Below are 22,125 nucleotides of genomic sequence, written 5' to 3' on the forward strand. Positions count from 1 at the left end.
TAAGCGATTATGAGATATTTATTTGGCTTGTAGCTGATCTCTTTTTCTTATATTTTTATATCCTATAATCCAAAGTGGAAGTATTATGAAAATCCAGTTAAACAGGCCTAAATATTTATAGGCAACCTGAACTATCCACATCAACCCCTGAGTAGATACAAGATAACAAATAGTCAAACATATTATACTTATAATAGCCTTTCTTAATATCGAGCTACTCATGCCTCTTAGTACATACGGATCTATTCTTTGAACCATACCAAATATAAAACCTACTGCAGTGGTTATTAGTGCTAAGAAAAGCAATAAAGGATAAAGAACTTTTAAAACAGATATATTCAAATCGTTTACGATAAATACTGTTGGAAGAGTTCTAGCAGTTTGATTTGTATAAATATCAGGCATTCTTGAGAATATTAATAGGCAGATACCTAATAGCATTATTAGATTTATTATACAACCTAAAATCATAGCTCCTTTTGCTTCTTCTTTATATATACCGCCTTTAAATGAAGAAGTAATGCCTCCGATTGCACTTATTTGGAATCCTGCATATGTCAAAGCCCAAAGTAAAGCATTTCCGAAATTTCCTTTTACTGTCTCTTTGCTTCCTGTGATTCCCCATTTTGATGCATTTGGATTAACATATCTTTCAGACATTAATTTTACTATTTGAGGATAGTATTTTATTAAGCCGGCAACTAAAACTATTGATACAATTGCTAATATGCATATAGTCATTACCATGGCATTTTTTCTAACGACGCTTTCTCCAAATACGCAAATTAAAGTTACAATTCCAAACATTGCAAGTGAGCCGACAATAACAGGTATATGTAGATATTGATTGGCTAACAGTCCTCCGGTTGCTATTGTAGCGGCAGTAGCAGCAATCGTAGTAATAATAATACTGGCATCTAAAGTGATATTAAGAAAAGGTGCTAAAGATCCAAAAGCTTCTCTGGCCCACTGGTTATAACTCCACTTATCCGTTTGTCTAGCTGTTTCAAGTCCTACATAATATGTAAGAGCTATTATTATGAAAGTTATAATAGGCATAAATACACCAAACCATCCATGATTGGAAAAGTATTGAAGTTCTTGTGTGCCTGATGCAAATCCTGCACCACAGTGAGTAGAGAACCAAACAGTTGCAACTCCAATACTAATAGATGTAAAATATTTGTTTTTTTTCTTCTTTTCCATGTTGCCCTCCTTGTATTGATATAATTATTAATATAGATTTTAAAATCTATATTAATAATTATATCACAATAAAATAGAAAATTTGTTAATAATTTATAAATAATAGAAATGAAGAATTTGAATAATATATAAATTTAATATACAAATAATGTTTTTTATTTTATGTTTTTTAATAATATATAACCTGCTTTATTAAAATTAATTAATTATATAAACTATACAATTAGTTTAAGTAATTACCTTTTTATGAAAATATAAAAAATACAAAGCAAAAATATGCTTTATATATGAATTTTATGTAATCTTGTTTTTATATATTGCTTTTTTGCAAAAAATAATATATATTGTATCTAAATATAGATTTATAGTATGTATGTAATGATGAAAATTTAACTATTTGTTGTTAAATTATTGTTGAAGATGTTAAGGAGGGTGTCGTATGAAAGGGTTTGCAATGTTAAAATTGGCGAGGTAGGTTGGATTGAAAAAGAAAGACCTAAATGTGGTCCTATTGATGCTATTTTAAAACCTATCGCAATTGCACCATGTACTTCTGATGTTCATACAGTATGGGAAGGTGCAGTTGGAGAAAGAACAGATATGATATTAGGTCATGAATGTTGTGGTGAGGTAATAGAAGTTGGAGAATTAGTTAAAGATTTTAAGCCAGGTGATAGAGTGCTGGTTCCCGCTATAACTCCTGATTGGAATTCTCTCGAAGCTCAAGCCGGATACTCAATGCATTCAGGTGGTATGTTATCCGGTTGGAAATTTTCTAATTTTAAAGATGGAGTATTTGGTGAATTTATACATGTAAATGATGCCGATGGGAATTTGGCTTTATTGCCAAATGGAATTGAGCCTGAAGAAGCTTGTATGTTATCTGATATGGTCCCAACAGGTTTCCATGGAGCTGAATTAGCAGATGTTCAATTTGGTGATGAAGTATTAGTAGTAGGTATCGGTCCAGTTGGTTTAATGTCAGTTGCAGGTGCAAATTTAAGAGGAGCTTCAAGGATTTTTGCTGTTGGTACTAGACCGGTTTGTATTGAAGCTGCGAAATTTTATGGAGCTACTGATTTTATAAGTTATAAAAATGGTCCTATAGCTGAACAGGTGTTAAAATTGACTGATGGTAATGGTGTAGATAAAATAATTATAGCTGGTGGTACTGTTGATACATTTGCTGAAGTTATGGAGTGTTTAAAACCGGGTGGTAAGATTGGTAATGTAAATTATCTTGGTTCAGGTGATTATATAAAAATTCCTAGAATTGAATGGGGCGTTGGTATGGGACATAAAGAAATCAACGGTGGCTTAATGCCTGGTGGTAGATTAAGAATGGAAAAACTTGCAAAATTAGTATCTGCCGGAAAACTTGATCTATCTAAATTAATAACTCATAGATTTGAAGGGTTTGAGTATGTTGAGGAGGCATTAATGCTTATGAAGGATAAACCAAGAGATCTTATAAAACCTGTTGTAAGAGTTGAAAAATAGACATATTATTAGATTTGATATATAATTTACTTGTGGTTAGAAACTAGCTCAAGTATTATAAAGGCTCATTTTTATGCGAGCCTTTATATTATGGAAAAGCAGAGGTATATATGAAAATATTAGTTGTTTCAGGGTTTTTAGGTGCTGGAAAGACTACTTTTATAGAAAAGTTAGTAAAAGAAACTAAAAAAGATATATTGATATTAGAAAATGAATATGGAGAAGTTGGAATAGACGGAGATTTGTTGAAGAAAGAAGATATAAATATTTGGGAGATGACAGAGGGGTGTATTTGTTGTTCAATGGAATCAAGTTTTGGAATGACCGTTTTGACAATATCTAATACAATTAATCCGGAGATTCTTATTATTGAACCTACAGGTGTAGGAAAGTTGAGTTCTATTATGAATAATATTTCAAAAGTACAGTATGAAAGAATAGAAATACTGGAACCGGTAACAATAGTAGATCCTAATTGTATAAATAAATATATAAAAGAATTTGGTGAAATTTTTGTAGATCAAATACTAAATTCAAATAAAATTATTATATCTAAGACAAATCAATTCAAATATGATGTAATTACTGAGGCTGAGAATAAAATAAAGGAGTTAAATTCAAATGCGGATATATTAAAGGAAGATTATCAGCTATTTAGAAAAATAAAATGGGATGAATTTTTACAAAGACCATGGTCAAGAGGTATAAATAAAAGCAATGGAAAAGAAGAGGTAGAAATTGATAACATAGGATTTTCAGGAGTTTATTTTGAAGATATATCACTATTTGAGTCTTATATGGGAGCTATAATGAGAGGTAGATTTGGAGAAGTTATTAGAGCTAAAGGTTTTTTGCCCATTAATAATATCTGGTCAAAATTTGATATAGTAAATGATAAATATTCTATTGAAAAAATAGAATCAATGGATAGTTCTAAAATAATATTGATAGGAAAAAATTTGAAAAAAAATGAGTTAGAGGTATTGTTTAGTTCAATTACAGATGATAAACTGAAATTTAATCAAGGAAATAAAATGACGGATTTATTTTTAAATATAAAAAAGTAAATCATAAGTTGTAGATATAAAGTTTAAAATATAAAAACTAAATGGTATATTATTAGAATTTATGTTATAGTTTGAAGTATTTTTTATAGAAAACGTCTATATATTAATAGGAGGCATTATGGAAAAGTTTGAAGGAACTGTTGTAGATATAATTTTTTCTAATGACAGTAATGGTTATACAGTTGCAAGGTTAAAAACTGAAGATTATAATGAGATAATTACAGGAATTATGCCTGGTATAGCTTCCGGTGAAAATATAGAGGTTTTTGGTGAATGGAATATACATGAAAATTATGGAAGGCAATTTCAAGTAAAAGAATACAGGGTAGTAGTTCCATCTACTATAAGTGGAATACTAGCATTTTTATCATCAGGTGTAATCACCGGAGTCGGTGAAAAAATGGCAAAAAAAATAGTAGATAAATTTGGAATAAGAACTTTGGAAGTGATACAAAATTCTCCACAGGAGCTACTTTCTATAGGGGGGATTGGTCCTAAGAAGTTGGCGCCTATCATAGAAAGTTACAATGAAAATATGGGAGTAAAAAATATTATAGTTTCTTTATCGCCATATGGTATTAGTCCTAAATTAAGTATGAAAATTTACAGAAAATACGGTTCAAAATCTCTAGAGATAATAGAATCGAATCCATATAGACTGATTGAGGATATAGTTGGCATTGGATTTAAAATTGCAGATGATATTGCCAGTAAAACCGGTATAGAAAAAAATTCAAAGTATAGAATAGAGCAAGGTATAATGCATATTTTGAAAGAAGCTATTAATGATGGGCATACTTTTTTACCGGAAGACAAGTTATTGGATACCTCTATAGAGCTTCTGGGAGTGCCGGAGGATTTGATAGAAGAGCATATCTATAATTTGGCTATAGAACGAAAGATAGTTGTGGAGAAGTATGGTGATTATCATATTATATATCTTGCAAAATATCATAAAGCAGAAATCGATGTATGCAATAACCTGATTAGTTTGGCTTATGAAAATCATAGGGATTTAAAAATAGACATAAATGAGGAGATAGAAGCATTTGAGGAAAGAGAAAATATTTATTTAGCAAATGCTCAGAAACAGGCTGTCAGAGCTGCCTTTGAAAATGGCGTAATGGTTCTTACCGGAGGTCCCGGCACAGGAAAGACCACTACAATAAATGCGATTATAAAACTTTTTAGAATAAACGGTCAAAAAGTAGTGCTTGCTGCTCCAACAGGAAGAGCAGCTAAAAGAATGACAGAAACTACGGGTAAAAAGGCTAAAACTATTCACAGATTATTAGAAATGGCGTTCGATGTGGATGATAGACTTATTTTTACAAAAAATGAAGATGAACCAGTGGATGCAGATGTTATTATTATTGATGAGGCATCAATGATCGATATTTTTCTAATGGATAATCTATTGAAAGCTATGAGCAATAAGACTAGATTGATTTTAGTCGGAGATGCGGATCAGCTTCCTTCGGTAGGTGCCGGAAATGTATTGGGTGATATTATATCATCAGGTGCAATCACTGTAATATCTCTAACTGAAATTTTTAGACAAGCCCAAAAAAGCGACATAATAATGAATGCACATAGAATAAATCAAGGCGAGGATATAAAGGCAAACTCTAAAGGTACTGATTTTTATTTTATAAATAGGGATAATGAGTCAGGAATACTTGAAGAAATAAAAAGTCTTGTAGGAGGTAGACTGTCTTCTTTTTATAAATGTGATTCATTAAAAGATATTCAAGTACTTTCACCTATGAGAAAAGGGATTGTCGGTGTTACAAACATGAATATTGAATTGCAGAAAATATTAAATCCGGTTAGAAATGAATGGCTAGAAGTAGAGCTTATGAAAAGGGTATTTAGAGTAGGGGACAAAGTCATGCAAATAAAAAATAACTACTCTAGACCTTGGGAAGATGAAAAAAGTATTGAAAATGGAGAAGGAATTTACAACGGGGATATTGGTTATATCTATCATATTGATAAACAAAATAAGTTAATTTATATCGTTTTTGACGAATATAAAATATTTAAATATAAATATGACGAGCTGGATGAAATAGAGCACTGTTTTTGTACGACAGTTCATAAAAGTCAGGGAAGTGAATTTCCTGTGGTTATTATTCCTATGACATGGGGACCGCCAATGTTACTAAGCAGAAATTTGATATATACAGCGGTTACAAGGGCAAAAAAATTAGTGATAATAGTGGGAATGAAAAAATATTTGGATAGAATGATAGAAAATGATATAAATAATGATAGATATTCTAATTTAGGATATAAACTAAGTACATTTAGAATAAATAATATTGTAGAATGATGAATTTAATGGCCTCCCGAAAAGGAGGTCATTATGTATTTTGAAAAGATATATGAATATTTAAAGATAATTTTTGAATTAATATTGCCACAAAATTTAAATTGTATTTTTTGCGACATGCCGATTAGTCGAAATAATAGATATTCTATGTGTAAATCGTGTTATGAAAAAATTATTTTTATAAATGAAGCTTGTCCTAAATGCGGGAAACCAATTGAAAATATACATTTAGATAAAAAGATATATGTGGATAATTGCGGGTATTGTGAGGATAGAAACTTTTTATTTGATAGAAATATTTCATTTTTAGAATATGACGAGACATCTATAAAGTTTGTATTTGGTTTAAAATATGGAATGAAAACTTATTTATCCAAAATTATGGCTGAAATTATGTTTGATATCATAAAATTATATTATGAAAAAGAAATAAGTAAAATAGATTTTATTTGTTTTGTACCCTTAAGTAAAAAAAGATACAAGGAAAGGGGATTTAATCAATCCGAAAAAATAGCTTTTTATCTGTCGAAATATTTACAAATTCCAATAATAAATGCTATTGAAAGAAAAAAGAATACAAAAAGACTGTTTAAATTAAGCAGAAATGAGAGAAAAAAAGAATTGCGAAATGCATTTAATATAAGTAAAAAATATGAAAATAATCTGGAAGGTGCAAGAATTATATTAATTGATGATATATTTACTACAGGTTCTACTGTTGATGAAATAAGTAAGGTTTTAAAGATGAATGGGGTAGAACAGATAATAGTTATGAGTTTTTTGACAGGTAAATACACAAAAGACTTGACATAAGTGAATTATACTAATAAAATAAAATGGTATTTAGGTCTGTGGTTGAAAGTCCAAGCCAGTCGCAGGCAAAAGGACCCACGTAAGCGAATTCTAAAAATTGAATCGTGAGCATGGTGCGGCTTAGATGTAAGTCCTGCCGAGGAAATCGAGAGGATTAGTAGTGCGGTAACCCCAAAGCGAAAGTTCCAGCAGGCGAGTGTGGGGTCAAAGATCAGGTCAGCTAAATACTTCAATAAAAAATTACTCCCATATGTTTATTTTTATTAAGCATATGGGAAATTATTTTTTATACTCTATTATTGTCTAATCATTTTATATTGTTTTAGCAATTTTAGTAGTGCGTATAAAATAGATACTTTAATAGGGAATAGAGCTACGAATTTAATAATTCGGGGGATTGCAAAAAACTTTGCTCCATATAGTATATTTAGCCATATTGGAGTCAATATAATTGTTATAAGTATACCCTCTACTAATACACATAGTACAATTCTTTTTAATGTTATTTCCTTTTTGTATAAAAATAGTCCATATATTATACCAGTGAGTATTGCATTTAAAGTAAATCCTGGGAAAAAGGGGCCGGATGATCTTACTAAATATTGAATAATATCAGCTATACCGCCAATAATACCACCTACTATTGGCCCATAAATTGCTCCTCCTAAAGCTATTGGTGCAAATCCAAATGAAATTTCTAAAATATTACTAATTACTATTCTGAAAAAATCTACAATCACCGACATAGCGACCAACAAAGAAGAACCTGTAAGAGTACGAATGTCTTTTAAACCTGTAGATTTGCTCGAAATGTTTTCTTTCATTAAATACCTCCTATATTATATGATGAATAATAAATCTATATTATCCTATTTTATAATAAAAATCAATAAATAGTAGTTAATATTTGGATTTCTTATCTAAAACAAAAGAAATTATTTTAAATATTTTTAGCTTTTTTTTCAATAAATATGGTATAATTGACTATGAATGTGTGTTAATAGCAATTAATAATAGTTAATATAAAATAATTTTTGTATAGAATAGGAGAAGATATATGGGGTTTTTAGATGGCCTATTTAATATGGCCGATAAAAAAGATTTGAAACAATTCAATAAAATTGTTGACAAAATAGATAGTGTAGGTTCAAAGTATGCCGAAATGTCTGATGAAGAATTACAGAATATGACATCTGTATTTAAAGAAAGATTAAAAAATGGAGAAACACTAGATGATATTTTAGTGGATGCATTTGCTGTTGTAAGAGAAGTTTCTACTAGAGTATTGGGAATGAAGCACTTTAGAGTTCAGTTAATAGGTGGAATTGTATTACATCAAGGGCGTATAGCTGAAATGAAAACTGGTGAAGGTAAAACACTTGTTGCAACTTGTCCGGTTTATTTAAATGCTCTTGAAGGCAAGGGTGTACATGTTGTTACAGTGAATGATTACCTTGCGAAACGTGACCGTGATCAGATGGCGAAAATATATGAATTTTTAGGAATGACTGTAGGGGTTATTGTCCACGGTCAAAATCCTAAAGAGAGAAAACAACAGTATGATTGTGATATTACTTACGGTACAAACAATGAATATGGATTTGATTATTTGAAGGATAATATGGTGATTCATGAGGAACAAATGGTTCAAAGAGGGTTGAACTTTGCGATTGTCGATGAAGTCGATTCTATATTGGTCGATGAAGCCAGAACTCCTCTTATTATTTCTGGACCTGGAGATAAATCTACTCATCTGTATTCAGACGCCAATGTATTTATTCTTACACTTAGTGAAGAAGATTATGAAAAAGAAGAAAAAGATAAAGCAGTTTCTTTGACTGAAACGGGTATAAAAAAAGCAGAAGTATATTTCAATGTCGATAATATTACCACTATGGAACATACGGAACTATATCACCATATTAATCAGGCGTTAAAAGCCCATACAATAATGAGAAAAGATGTTGATTACGTGGCGAAAGATGATGAAATAGTAATAGTAGACGAATTTACGGGTAGACTTATGTTTGGTAGAAGATATTCTGATGGACTTCATCAGGCGATTGAGGCCAAAGAAGGTCTTACTATTCAGAGGGAATCTAAGACTCTAGCTACTATTACATTCCAGAATTACTTTAGAATGTATAGTAAATTATCCGGTATGACAGGTACAGCCAAGACTGAAGAAGAAGAGTTTAAGTCAATTTATAAGATGGATGTATTCCAGGTACCGACTAATAAACCTCTTTTGAGAAATGATTTACCGGATTCAGTATATGCAAATCAAATTGCTAAATTTAATGCTGTTGCAAGAGATATTGTTGAAAGACATAATAAGAAACAGCCGGTTCTTGTAGGTACTGTTTCTATAGAAAAATCAGAACTTCTTTCTGCTATACTTACAGAATATGGTATAGAACATGAAGTTTTGAATGCAAAATTCCATGAAAAAGAGGCAGAAATAGTTGCTCAGGCAGGTAGATTGGGAGCGGTTACTATAGCTACGAATATGGCAGGTAGAGGTACAGATATACTTTTAGGTGGTAATCCTTCTTTTATGGCTCTTAAAGAAATGAAGAGATTGAACTTTACTGATGAAATGATAAATAGGGTTAATTCAGCAAATGAAACAGCAGGTGTTGAAGAAAATGAAGAGTATGATGCAGCCAGAAAAACTTATAAAAAATTATATGATGAATATAAGCGTTTAACCGATCTTGAACAAGAAGATGTGTTAAAAGCGGGAGGTCTTTGTATCTTAGGTACAGAAAGACATGAGTCTCGTAGAATAGATAATCAGTTAAGAGGTCGTGCCGGACGTCAGGGAGATCCGGGGGAATCTAGATTCTATATAGGTCTTGATGATGATCTAATGAGATTGTTTGGTAGTGAAAGGATTCAAGGTTTACTTGACAAGTTGGGAATGGATGAAGAAACTCCTATCGAACATAGAATGCTTACAAAGTCTATAGAAAATGCTCAGAAAAAGGTCGAAGGTAAAAACTTCGGTATAAGAAAGCACGTATTGGAATATGACGATGTAATGAATAAACAAAGAGAGATAATTTATAAAGAGAGAAAAAGAGTTTTATCAGGGGAAAATTTACAGGAACAAATTCAGCTTATGATGAGAGAAGTTTTAACTGATGCCGTTGATATGTATACTGATGAAAAAGAAAAATTAGACTACAAAGCTTTAAGAAGTCATTTATATCGTAAATATCTTCCGGGCGGAACAATAGATCAATTAGATTTATCTTCAATGAGTCCTATTGAAGCTCTTGATTCCATATATAATAGAGTATTGGAACTTTATATGGAAAAAGAAGAATTTATAGGCTCTGAAAGAATGAGAGAGGTTGAAAGAATAATACTTCTTCAATCTGTCGATAATCATTGGATAGATCATATTGATGCTATGGATCAACTTCGTCAGGGCATAGGACTTAGAGCTATAGGTCAGATTGATCCAGTAATTGCATATAAAATGGAAGGTTTTGAGATGTTCGATGAAATGAATAAACTAATAAGGGAAGATACTGTTTCTTACTTATTTAATATTCAAGTTGAAGTTCCAGTCGAAAGAAAGGCAGTTGTTGATGTTGATTCATTAGAATCGCCTGATACAGAGGAAAGTCACAAAGCAAAGACAACTCAGAAAAAATCTGAAAAAACAGTTGGTAGAAATGAGCCTTGTCCTTGTGGTAGTGGAGAAAAATATAAAAATTGTTGTGGAAAATAATAGATTAAAAGTAATATAGTTTAGGCTTATGGAGATATGAGTATTCATATCTCCATAGTTGAATGGAGAAAAATTATGGATTTTTTGATGCTTAAAAAATTAATATCAAATATTGATAATCCTGCGATAATATTTAGCCGTAAAGGCGATATAGTCTGTAAGAATAAGCAGTTTGAACATGTTTATGAATATCTAGATGTAGATGAACTGGAAAGTCTAAATCAGGTTAAAATAACCAAAACCAATACGGATAATCCAGATGTAAAATTTTTTAATCTTACTGAAACCCATTTGAATGGTGTGGAGTTTATAATAAGGTTTAGTGAGGAAGAAAAATATTCATTATATGTTTTTGAAAGAACATTTATTTTAGATGAACTAATATCAAATGTAATTGAACATATTGATGAAATAGTAGTAGTATTTGATGAAAACGGAATTCTTAGAAAAATGAATGGTATATGTGATGAGTTATTACCATTTAAGAGAGAAGATGTCTTAGGAAAAAATATATTGGAACTTGTAAAAGATGGCAAGGTAGAAAATCCGGTGATAACAGAAATGATAGAAAAAAAGAAAAAAGTGTATAGAGATATTGTCTATTCTGATGGAAGGGTAATATCTTATACAGCTGTTCCGATAATAGATAAAGATGGAATATTTAAGGGAGGAGTTCTTACAGGTAGAGATGTATCCAGATTAATAAATCTTGCAAGAAAGGTCAACACTCAAGAACATGATGTAAAAGAATATATAAGTGAAAGTCCACAATTAAAGAGAATCAAATCTATAATAGACAGAGTAGCTCCATCTGATGCTCCGGTATTTATAGTAGGAGAGTCAGGGGTTGGTAAAGAAATAATAGCAAATTCTATCTGGAATCAGAGTAATAGAAGAGATAAGAATTTTGTGGCTATTAACTGTGCATCTATACCATATGATTTGATAGAATCTGAATTATTTGGTTATGAAAAAGGATCATTTACCGGGGCAAAAAAAGATGGAAAAATAGGATTGATTGAAGCTGCAGACGGTGGTACTTTATTTCTTGATGAGATAGGCGAGCTACCTTTGGAGACTCAAAAAAAACTTCTCAGGGTTATTCAGGAAAATGCAATACTTAGAATAGGTGCTGTAAAGCCTAAAAAAGTAGATGTAAGATATATATGTGCTACCAACAAAACTAAGCAGGAACTTAAAGATCCAAAGGTGTTTAGACAGGATTTATATTATAGGCTAAATGTAATTCCACTTTTAATTCCGCCATTGAGAGAAAGAAAAGAAGATATTCTTGTTATAGGAAATTATTATATAGATTTATTCAATAAAAGATATAATAGAAAAATAAAACTTACATCTGAAGCCGAAAAAATTCTTATGAAAAATAAGTGGGAGGGTAATGTAAGGGAGCTGAAAAATGTAATTGAGAGACTAGTAATACTTTCTCCTCATGAAAATATATATGCGGAACAACTGGAGAGGATATTGACTTTGGGGAATATCGATCAGATTGAGGATAAGGATATAGACTCGATATTGGGAGAAGATATTGATTATAATGAAAATGGAAACAATGAAGTGAATGAAACAGAAGAATTAGAAGGGGTTCAAGGTATTATAGTAAATGATATTGTGAATATAGATGAAGCCCATAGAATAGTAGAACAAGAAATTCTGAAAAAAGCTTTAGAAAAATATGGTAATATAACAAATGCAGCCAAGGCTGTCGGAATAAATCCATCTACAGTTTATAGAAAGATAAAAAGAGGACACATTAAATTATAAGTTGGCATGCATTTTGCTACTTAATTAGTTAATTATATTATTATAATTAATTAACTAATTAAGGAGGTATTATAAAAATGAAAAAAGCTAGAAACATCAGTCCAATTGGAGCTATATTTGGTGTAGCTGCGGTTTTATTTGGGTCTCATGCAGGTGGAGGGTTTGCCACTGGTAATCAGGAAGTTCAATATTATGTACAATATGGATGGACCGCGCCGGTTATGGCTATACTTGCCATGATCTTGCTTACTGTAACTTTAAGAGAAGCTATAGTAATGTATAATAATAAGGATTGTAAAAATTATAAAGATTTATTCAGGGAATTATGGCATCCATATGAAAAGTTAGAAATATTATGGGAAATATATTATTATCTAATGGTAATAATAGCAGTTGGGGCAGTAATTGCAGGAGCAGCATCGGTTTTCCAGACAATGGGATTACCATACTTCCTATCAGTATTATTAGTTGGATTTGTATTGCTTATGTTGACAATATTTGGTGCTTTGGTTGTATCAAGTGCTGCCGGTATAATGTCTATAATAATAATGGTATGTTGTTTATTAATATTCTTAACAGGAATAAGTATTAAGTCAGACACTATAGCTACTATTTTATCTGAAAGACAATTTTGGGGTGAAAATCCTATGAAACCTTTTATCTTAATCTTTACATATGCTGGATTCCAGTCGGTTGTTATTCCTTCTTTAGCCGCCAGTTCAAGAGAATTATTGAGAAATGAAAAACAAGCTACTGCTGCCATGGCTCTTTCTTTTGTTATGAATGCAATTGCTTTATGCCTTGCTGTTACTATGTTACTTGGTTGGTATGCTGACTTCAAAGCAGCAAATCAAATGACTTTGCCGACTCTTTATGTTGCTACTCATTCGGGAAATGCATTTGTGGCATTTGCTTATAAAGTATCATTATTCTTATGTCTGATATCTACAGGGGTTACCACTATATTTGGGCTTGTTAATAGATTCGAAGATCATGAAAAACTTGGATTTATTAAAACACAGAGAGCAAGAAGGGCGTTTGTAGCATGTGCAATAATGGTCATTGCAGTGCTTATATCATTGACAGGATTAAGCAATATAGTGAAATATGGTTACGGATATTGTGGATATTTGGGTATATTCTCAATAATAATACCATTCTTAACTATAGGTGTTTATAAGAATAGAAAGTTTAAAAAAGAAAATCCTGATCATAAGTGGGAATTAGATAGAGAGGAAATGGAAGAAGTTTAAAATGACGGTTTTGCAAAAAGCAAAAAAGTTGCAAAAAGCAAAAAAATAAATTAGTTAAATAACAAACATATAAATGTCTAATTTGCATTATAAACTTAATATAATGACAAAAAATTAATAAAAAATAATAAAAAGATACGAGTTTTCTTTATTTAAAAACCCGTATCTTTTATTTTTGTCTTAATTTATAGATATTTTTTGCAAAAAGCAAAAAAATATGTCAAAAATATTGTCAAAAATATTGTTAAAATAAATTTCTAACAAATAAATAAAAATTTTTTTTCAAAAAAAATACCATGCTCTTTAAAGAATATTGTATACAATCTGTTAAAAAATAGAATAATATAGTATTTAACATATCTTTAACAACGTTAAGATTTTTTGAAAAAGTTAATTTACCGAGAAGGATTATTGATTAAATAAAAAAAATAAAAAAAAACTGAAAGGATAAAAGTTGGTATGAATTTTGCTAATATAATAAATGGAAGTCAATTAATGACATTCTTATAGTTTTAATTTATTATATGCTAGTTTCAAACTAGAATTTATTTTAAATATATTGAGATGTCAATATATAGTAATCAATGTATTTTTAGGAGGTAGAGTTATGTCAAATAAGGGATTACCATTAGAGGGTATAAGAGTAATTGAATATGCAAACTTTGTTGCTGCACCAGTATGTGGTAGATTACTTGCAGATTGGGGTGCTGAAGTAATAAAGATAGAACCACATTTTGGTGACTCAATGAGAATTGTTGGTATTCAGTGGTGTTTCCCAGCAACTGAAGAAGAAAATCCAATGTTCGAAATTGAAAACTCTGGTAAAAAGGATATAGTAATTGATACTAATACCAAAGAAGGTGTTGAAGTTATCTATAAATTATTAGATTCTGCAGACGTTTTCTTAACAAATACTAGACAGAAAGCTTTGGATAAGAGTGGACTGAATTATGAAGAAATTAAGAAGAGAGCTCCTCATATAATCTTTGCTCACTTACTAGGATACGGAGATAAGGGTCCAGCAAAGGATAATCCAGCGTTCGACTATACTGCATACTTTGCAAGAGGTGGTGTAGCTGCAAGTTTGATGGAAAAGGGAACTTCTCCAGCCAATCCGGTTGCAGGTCTTGGAGATCACTATGCCGGTATGAGTTTGGCTGCAGGTATATTAGCAGCTTTATATAAGAGAAAAGAAACAGGTAAGGGTGAAAGAGTCACAGTATCATTATTCCATACTGCGGTATTTGGTATGGGTATTATGGTATCAGCTGCTCACTATGGATACGAAATGCCTATCACTCGTCGTCAGCCACCAAACCCATTAAATACTACTTTTAAGTGTGCAGATGATAAGTGGATACAGATAGCATTCTTCCAGTATGATAAGTGGTTCCCTAATTTCTGCAATACAGTAATAGAAAGACCTGATTTAATAGGAAGTAAATATAGTACATTGAAGAGTGCTGTTAACTATGTAGAAGAGTTTGTTATGATGATGGAAGAGGAATTTGCTAAGAGACCAATTGATGAATGGTGTGAAAGACTACAGGCTGCAGGTATTCCTTATGAAAAACTTGCTACTCCATCGGATGTATTGGTTGATGAACAGTGTTGGGCAAATGATTACTTAATCAAACATACTTATGAAAATGGCCATGAAGGTGTAATATTCAACACTCCAGTAATGTTTACTGAAAATCCAAGAGGTGAATACAGAAGAGCTCCTAAGTTTGCTGAACATACTGATGAAGTATTGATTCAGGCTGGTATGTCACAGGCAGAAATAGAAGAGTTAAAGAATAAAGATATAATTAAGTAGTTTTTAAGAGATTATTTGGAGGTGTTTTAAGTGGAAGAAAAGAAGAATCCGGTTAAAGTTATAAATGAAGTCCTTGCACAGCAATATGCTAATGCATTCAAGGCTAAAGAAGAAGGTAGACCAGTAGGTTGGGCAACTTCAGTTTTCCCACAGGAATTAGCTGAAATATTTGATTTAGATCTGCTGTATCCAGAAAATCACGCTGCAGGTGTTGCGGCAAAAAAAGAATCTCTTGAGTTGTGTGAACTTGCAGAAAATGATGGATATTCTAATGACTTATGTGCATATGCAAGAACTAACTTTGGTTTATTATTAAAAGGAAGATCTGATGCATTGCCAATGCCGGAGCCAGATTTTCTATGCTGTTGTAATAATATTTGTAATGAGGTTATTAAGTGGTATGAAAATATTGCAAGAGAAAAAAATATACCGCTAATAATGATAGATACAACTTACAATTATGATTATGAAGTTTCTGAGACAAGAATCAAATATTTGAGAGGTCAATTTGAAGAAGCTATCAAACAGTTGGAAGTAATATCAGGAAAGAAATTTGATCCAAAGAGATTGGAAGAGGTTATGAAAATATCTTCTGAAAATGGTAAATTATGGAAATATTCAATGAGTTTACCATCAGGAAATTTCCCTTCTCCAATGAATGGTTTTGATTTATTCACTTATATGGCTGCAATAGTTGCTGCAAGAGGTAAAAAGGAAACAACAGAAGCGTTTAAGTTACTGATTGACCACCTAGAAGAAAATGCAAAAACTGGTGCAACAAGCTTTAGAGGTGAAGAAAAATACAGAATAATGATGGAAGGTATTCCTTGCTGGCCATATATTGGTTACAAGATGAAATCTCTTGCTAAGAAAGGCGTGAACATGACAGGAAGTGTTTATCCTCACGCTTGGGCTTTAGTTTACGAAGCTAATGATTTAGATGGTATGGCAAGAGCATACAGCTCAATGTTCAACAATGTAAATATCGAAAAAATGGTTGAGTATCGTGTTAATGCTCTTAGAGAAGGTGATTGCGTAGGTGCATTCTACCATATGAATAGAAGTTGTAAACTAATGAGTTTTGTTCAGTATGAAATGCAAAGAAGAGTTCATGAGCAAACTAATATTCCATATGCAGGATTTGATGGTGACCAGGCTGACCCTAGAAACTTTGCCGAAGCTCAGTTTGAAACAAGACTTGAAGGTTTAATAGAAGTAATGGAAGAAAGAAGAACAAAGGGGGAACAACAGTAATGAATTTAAGCGATATACTTTTCAAATTAGAAGATGCTGCAAATAATCCTAAGAGATTAATGCAAGAATACATAGCTGAAGGAAATAAAGTTGTTGGATGTCTTCCAGTATATACTCCGGAAGAATTAGTTCACGCTGCAGGTATGGTACCAATGGGAATCTGGGGAGGTAATGTCTCTTTAGATGGTGCGAAGCAGTATTTCCCTGCTTTTGCCTGTTCAATTATGCAATCAATATTTGAATATGGTTTGAAAGGAAGCTACGATGGATTGTCAGCTGTAATGATTCCTTGTATGTGCGACACATTAATCTGTATGACTCAGAACTGGAAATCTGGAATTAAAATACCTATGATTCCATTTGTTCATCCTCAAAATAGAAAAATACAGGCTGGCGTTGATTATTTAGTAGAAGAATACAAAGGTGTTAAAGCTAAATTGGAAGAAATTTGTGGACATGAAATAAAAGATGAAGATATTCATAAGAGTATAGAAATATATAATGAACACAGAAAAGCTTTACAAGAATTTGTCAAAATAGTGCCAGACTATCTATGTACAATAACTCCTTACATTAGAAATGTAGTAATTAAAAGTGGTCTTTTTATGAAAAAAGAAGAACATACTGAATTAGTTAAAGAGTTAAACAAAGTATTAAAATCTATGCCTAAAGAAAATTTTACTGGAAAGAAAGTTTTAGTTACAGGTATAATACTTGATTCAAAGGAAATATTAGATGTATTTGAAGAAAACAATATAGCTATAGCTTATGACAATGTAGCTCAGGAAACTAGACAATTCAATACTCTAGTTCCAGATGGAAATTGTGCTCTTGAAAGATTAGCAAAACAGTGGTCAGAAATAGATGGATGTTCACTTGCATATGATCCTTACAAGAATAGAGGAAAGATAATAGTAGACGATGTTAAGAAAATGGATCTAGATGGAGTAGTTTATGCACTAATGAAATTCTGTGATCCAGAAGAATACGACTACCCAATCGTTAAGAAAGATCTTGAAAAAGCAGAAATACCACATCTATATATTGAAATTGAACAACAGACAAGTAGTATTGAGCAAATAAGAACTAGAATTCAAACATTTGCTGATATAATAGCTTAAATCAACATAATTGGAGGTTAACAATGATATTTAAGAAAGAACACGAATTAGTAAAAAAATCAGTTAAAGATTTTTGCCAGCGTGAATTGTATGATACTGATTTAGCAGAAAAAATGGACAGAGAAGGCGTTGAAATGCCAAAAGAATTTATAGACAAATTAGCAAAATATAAATTCTCTTGTCCAATCGTTCCTAGAGAATATGGCGGTGCAGGTGCAGACTATGTATCTTATGCAATAATAATGGAAGAATTATCAAGAGCGGATGCTTCTTGTGGTACATATGTAACTGCAGGTGCTTCATTGGTTGCACTTCCACTTATTAACTTTGGTACAGATGCACAGAAAGAAAAATATCTTAAGCCACTTGCAGAAGGTACTTTAGTAGGTGCTTTCGGTCTTACAGAACCGGGTGCAGGTTCAGATGCAAGTGCCACTCAAACTACAGCAGTTCTTGAAGGAGATCACTATGTACTTAATGGTAGAAAGTGTTGGATAACAAATGCTCCTTTCTGCGATTTTGCTATCATTACTGCAGTTACAGAAAAAGGAAAAGGAACAAAGGGAATATCTACTTTCATAGTTGAAGCTAAATGGGAAGGATTTTCTCATGGTGCCCATGAAGATAAAATGGGTATTAGAGGTACTAGAACTTCAGATTTGATATTTGAAAACGTAATAGTTCCTAAAGAAAACTTGCTAGGAAAAGAAGGTAAGGGATTCAGCGTAATGATGAATACTCTTGAAGCCGGTAGAATTGGTGTTGCTGCTCAGGCTGTGGGTGTTGCTCAAAGTGCTTTGGATGAAGCTATAAAGTACACTAAGGAAAGAGTTCAGTTTGGTAGAACATTATCTCAGTTCCAGAACACTCAGTTTACTATAGCTGATATGGCTACAAAAATAGAAGCAGCTAGATTATTAGTTTATCAAGCAGCTCAGTTGAAAGATAATGGTGAAAGTCCTGCAATAGCATCTTCTATGGCTAAATATTATGCAGCTGAAGTAGCAAATGAAGTAGCTTATAAAGCTTTACAGTTACACGGTGGATATGGATATGTTAAGGACTATAGAATAGAAAGAATCTATCGTGATGCCAGAATACTTTCAATCTACGAAGGTACTTCTCAAGTTCAGCAGATAGTAATCGCAGGAAAGTTATTAAAGTAAAGGACGGTGTACAATTTGAAAATTATAGTATGTGTAAAACAAGTACCAGATACAACAGAAGTTAAAATAGACAAAAAGACGAACACTCTAATAAGAGAAGGTGTTCCTAGTATATTAAATCCGGATGATGCTAATGCCTTAGAAGAAGCACTAGCTCTTAAAGAAAAATATGACGATGTAAAAGTTACAGTATTATCAATGGGACCTCCACAAGCAGATGTGATGTTGAGAGAATGTTTAGCAATGGGTGCAGATGAAGCTATATTACTAAGTGATAGAGCGTTTGGTGGTTCAGATACATGGGCAACTTCAAATGCACTTGCTGCAGCAATAAGAAAGATTGGTGAATACGACATAATATTCGCTGGTAGACAGGCAATAGATGGGGACACAGCTCAGGTTGGACCTCAGATTTCAGAAAAACTTGGAATTCCACAAATAACATATGTTGAAAAAATGGAGTTATTAGGTGATAAAGTAAGAGTGCAAAGACAGTTAGAAGATGGATATGAAGTTATTGAAGCTTCTATGCCAATACTTCTTACAGCTGTAAAAGAACTTAATGAACCAAGACATATGTATATTGATAAGATATTTGATGCCTATGAAAAGGAAATACCGATACTTACAATAAATGATGTAGATATTACTACAGCGGAAGTTGGTTTAAAGGCGTCTCCAACTAGAGTATTTAGATCATTTACACCAGAAGTAAAGGGTCAGGGAGTTATTTTAGAAGGAACTGAAAAGGAAGTCGCTGCAAAACTAGTAAATGAATTTAAGCATGCACATATAATTTAGTAGGTATTTTAGGGAGAGTAATATTATGGAGATAAAAGATATTAACCAGTATAAAGATATTTGGGTTTTCGCTGAACAGAGACAGGGAAAACTTACACCAGTAGTAATCGAATTACTAGGTGAAGGAAGAAAATTAGCAAATGTAAAAGGGAAAAAATTAAATGCAATACTTTTAGGTAAAGATGTTGATAGTTTAATTCCAGAGCTTTATGCATATGGAGCAGAAACTGTATACTATGCAAATGATGCTCTATTAGAAAATTATACAACTGATGCTTATACAAAAGTAATAGTTGATGCAATTGAAGAAATAAAACCGGAAATAGTTCTAGTTGGTGCTACAAATATAGGTAGAGATTTAGCTCCTAGAATAGCATCAAGACTTAACACTGGGCTTACAGCTGACTGTACAAAATTAGAAATAGATGAAGAAGATGGTAAAATCAAGCAGACTAGACCTGCATTTGGTGGTAATATAATGGCCACTATTATATGTCCGGATGCCAGACCACAGATGTCTACAGTAAGACCAGGTGTTATGGATAAGGCAGAAAGAGATGATTCTAGAAAAGGTGAAGTTGTTAATTTAAACATCGATTTAAAGGAATCTGATATCAGAACTAAGATTATTGAAATAGTAAAATCTGCTCATGAAAAAGTTTCATTGACAGATGCAAATATAATAGTATCTGGTGGTTTGGGACTTAAAACTCCAGACGGATTTAAGCTAATAGAAGAATTAGCGAATAAACTTGGTGGTGTTGTAGGTTCATCAAGAGCTGCAGTTGATGCTGGTTGGATAGACAGAAGTCATCAGGTTGGTCAGACTGGTGTGACAGTTAAGCCTAACCTATATGTAGCTTGTGGTATATCAGGAGCTATTCAGCATCTAGCTGGAATGAAAGAGTCAGATATAATAGTTGCAATAAATAAAGATCCAGATGCACCTATATTTAAGGTAGCTGATTATGGAATAGTTGGGGATCTATACAAAGTAATTCCTGAAATAATAGAGGCATTGGATTCAATACAAAAATAAGATTATCTTGTTTTTAGTTTTCATGTATTTTTAGTAAAGGTGGAGGAAAAAATGAGAATTTTAGCATATCATGTTCAACCATATGAAGAAAAAGCATTTCTTAAGTGGTCAAAAGAAAATAATATAGAAGTAGTATTAGAAAAAGGTTTATTAACATTAGATTCAGTTGAAAAAGCTAAAGGGTTTGACGGTGTTACGACTCAACAAGTTATACCTGTAAAAGATGAAGAGATATTCAAAAAATTAAAAGAATATGGCGTTGGTCAGATTTCATCAAGAACTGCAGGTGTTGATATGTTTGGCTTAGATATGGCAAAAGAATACGGAATAGCAATTACAAATGTTCCTAGATATTCTCCTAATGCCATAGCTGAATTAGCTGTTTCTCATGCTATGCATCTATTGAGAAATGTTAAACGTATTGAAAAAGCAATGTCTGTTGGAGATTTCTCTTGGAACAAGGATCTTATATCAAGAGAAATTAGAAGTTGTACAGTTGGTATAGTAGGAACAGGTAGAATAGGTCTTACTGCAGGTACACTTTTTAAGGGATTAGGAGCTAATATTATAGGATATGATAAGTTCAGAAATCCTGATGCAGATGGTGTATTGGAATACAAAGATACATTAGAAGAATTATTAAAAGAAGCTGATATTATTTCTTTACATTTACCATTGGTAGATGATACTTATCACTTAATAAATAAGGATAATATAAAGATAATGAAAGATGATGCAATAGTAGTTAATACAGGTAGAGGTGCTTTAGTTAATATAGATGATATAATTGAAGCTCTTGAATCTGGAAAACTAGCAGGAGCTGGTCTTGATGTGTTAGAATGTGAGACTCTTTATGTTAATCAGAAAGTAGGTCTTGAAAAGATTAAAGGAACTGTTGTTGAAAAATTGATGGGAATGGATAATGTTGTATTGACAGGACATTTTGCATTCTTTACTGAAACAGCAGTAGATAATTTAGTTTCAATTTCTCTTGATAATATTAAAAAGAGTATAGAAACAGGAAAATTACACAATTGTACAAATATGTAGTTTTTAATTTTATTTAACAAATATTAATGTAAATGTATGGTATAAACCATAATAAATTTTGATAGAATTGTACCCTTAAAATTTTAAATAAGCGATTTTATCGCTAAAGAGAAATCCTGACTTTTATTTAGTCGGGATTTCTTTGTTTAGTAACTTATACTCGTTCTGTGAGGC

Annotated in this window: 16 protein-coding genes; 14 read left to right on the top strand and 2 right to left on the bottom strand. The window is 31.8% G+C overall.

The window, feature by feature from the left end; genetic code table 11:
* Nucleotides 1–18 precede the first annotated feature (18 nt).
* Complete coding sequence (locus tag HLB29_RS00130) at nucleotides 19–1,206, bottom strand: hypothetical protein (protein ID WP_185623143.1); 1,188 nt, start codon at nucleotides 1,204–1,206, stop codon at nucleotides 19–21.
* 432 nt (nucleotides 1,207–1,638) lie between these two features.
* Here HLB29_RS00130 and HLB29_RS00135 point away from each other — a divergent pair, with 432 nt between their 5' ends.
* The 4 genes from HLB29_RS00135 to HLB29_RS00150 all read left to right on the top strand — a co-directional run bounded on the left by HLB29_RS00135 (nucleotide 1,639) and on the right by HLB29_RS00150 (nucleotide 6,921).
* On the top strand, nucleotides 1,639–2,706 hold the full coding sequence (locus HLB29_RS00135; protein ID WP_330604275.1) for an NAD(P)-dependent alcohol dehydrogenase: 1,068 nt from the start codon (nucleotides 1,639–1,641) through the stop codon (nucleotides 2,704–2,706).
* 110 nt (nucleotides 2,707–2,816) lie between these two features.
* Nucleotides 2,817–3,773, top strand: coding sequence for a GTP-binding protein (locus HLB29_RS00140; RefSeq protein ID WP_185623145.1), 957 nt, complete (start codon nucleotides 2,817–2,819; stop codon nucleotides 3,771–3,773).
* Between the two features lie 118 nt (nucleotides 3,774–3,891).
* A complete protein-coding gene (gene recD2, locus HLB29_RS00145; RefSeq protein WP_185623146.1) occupies nucleotides 3,892–6,108 on the top strand; it encodes an SF1B family DNA helicase RecD2 in 2,217 nt (738 codons plus the stop codon).
* Nucleotides 6,109–6,141: 33 nt separating this feature from the next.
* The gene (locus HLB29_RS00150) at nucleotides 6,142–6,921 is read left to right on the top strand and encodes a ComF family protein (RefSeq protein ID WP_185623147.1); all 780 of its coding nucleotides are present in this window, start codon (nucleotides 6,142–6,144) and stop codon (nucleotides 6,919–6,921) included.
* Between the two features lie 296 nt (nucleotides 6,922–7,217).
* Here HLB29_RS00150 and HLB29_RS00155 read toward each other — a convergent pair whose 3' ends face one another.
* A complete protein-coding gene (locus HLB29_RS00155) occupies nucleotides 7,218–7,745 on the bottom strand; it encodes a folate family ECF transporter S component (RefSeq protein ID WP_185623148.1) in 528 nt (175 codons plus the stop codon).
* 233 nt (nucleotides 7,746–7,978) lie between these two features.
* Between HLB29_RS00155 and secA the strand changes: the two genes are divergently transcribed.
* From secA to HLB29_RS00205, 10 genes are all read left to right on the top strand, one after another.
* Nucleotides 7,979–10,663 carry a preprotein translocase subunit SecA gene (gene secA / locus HLB29_RS00160; RefSeq protein WP_185623149.1) on the top strand — a complete coding sequence of 895 codons (2,685 nt, stop codon included), beginning with the start codon at nucleotides 7,979–7,981 and terminating at the stop codon, nucleotides 10,661–10,663.
* 75 nt (nucleotides 10,664–10,738) lie between these two features.
* Nucleotides 10,739–12,448, top strand: coding sequence for a sigma-54 interaction domain-containing protein (locus HLB29_RS00165; RefSeq protein WP_185623150.1), 1,710 nt, complete (start codon nucleotides 10,739–10,741; stop codon nucleotides 12,446–12,448).
* 77 nt (nucleotides 12,449–12,525) lie between these two features.
* Nucleotides 12,526–13,701: a YkvI family membrane protein gene (locus tag HLB29_RS00170; protein ID WP_185623151.1), complete on the top strand. Its 1,176-nt coding sequence runs from the start codon at nucleotides 12,526–12,528 to the stop codon at nucleotides 13,699–13,701.
* Nucleotides 13,702–14,308: 607 nt separating this feature from the next.
* Nucleotides 14,309–15,520: a CaiB/BaiF CoA transferase family protein gene (locus HLB29_RS00175; RefSeq protein ID WP_185623152.1), complete on the top strand. Its 1,212-nt coding sequence runs from the start codon at nucleotides 14,309–14,311 to the stop codon at nucleotides 15,518–15,520.
* A 30-nt stretch (nucleotides 15,521–15,550) separates the two neighbouring features.
* The gene (hadB, locus tag HLB29_RS00180) at nucleotides 15,551–16,774 is read left to right on the top strand and encodes a (R)-2-hydroxyisocaproyl-CoA dehydratase subunit alpha (RefSeq protein ID WP_185623153.1); all 1,224 of its coding nucleotides are present in this window, start codon (nucleotides 15,551–15,553) and stop codon (nucleotides 16,772–16,774) included.
* The gene (locus HLB29_RS00185; RefSeq protein WP_185623154.1) at nucleotides 16,774–17,895 is read left to right on the top strand and encodes a 2-hydroxyacyl-CoA dehydratase subunit D; all 1,122 of its coding nucleotides are present in this window, start codon (nucleotides 16,774–16,776) and stop codon (nucleotides 17,893–17,895) included. The genes hadB and HLB29_RS00185 overlap by 1 nt, the downstream gene beginning before the upstream one ends.
* 23 nt (nucleotides 17,896–17,918) lie before the next feature.
* Nucleotides 17,919–19,061 (top strand): putative isocaproyl-CoA dehydrogenase AcdB, encoded by a 1,143-nt coding sequence (acdB, locus tag HLB29_RS00190; protein ID WP_185623155.1) that lies wholly within the window; start codon nucleotides 17,919–17,921, stop codon nucleotides 19,059–19,061.
* A 15-nt stretch (nucleotides 19,062–19,076) separates the two neighbouring features.
* Nucleotides 19,077–19,862 carry an electron transfer flavoprotein subunit beta gene (etfB, locus tag HLB29_RS00195; protein ID WP_185623156.1) on the top strand — a complete coding sequence of 262 codons (786 nt, stop codon included), beginning with the start codon at nucleotides 19,077–19,079 and terminating at the stop codon, nucleotides 19,860–19,862.
* A gap of 25 nt (nucleotides 19,863–19,887) precedes the next feature.
* Nucleotides 19,888–20,901, top strand: coding sequence for an electron transfer flavoprotein subunit alpha/FixB family protein (locus HLB29_RS00200; RefSeq protein ID WP_185623157.1), 1,014 nt, complete (start codon nucleotides 19,888–19,890; stop codon nucleotides 20,899–20,901).
* Nucleotides 20,902–20,952: 51 nt separating this feature from the next.
* Complete coding sequence (locus HLB29_RS00205) at nucleotides 20,953–21,951, top strand: D-2-hydroxyacid dehydrogenase (protein WP_185623158.1); 999 nt, start codon at nucleotides 20,953–20,955, stop codon at nucleotides 21,949–21,951.
* The last annotated feature ends 174 nt before the right edge of the window (nucleotides 21,952–22,125 follow it).

Source organism: Peptostreptococcus canis (assembly GCF_014229965.1).
GTDB classification, from domain to species: domain Bacteria; phylum Bacillota; class Clostridia; order Peptostreptococcales; family Peptostreptococcaceae; genus Peptostreptococcus; species Peptostreptococcus canis.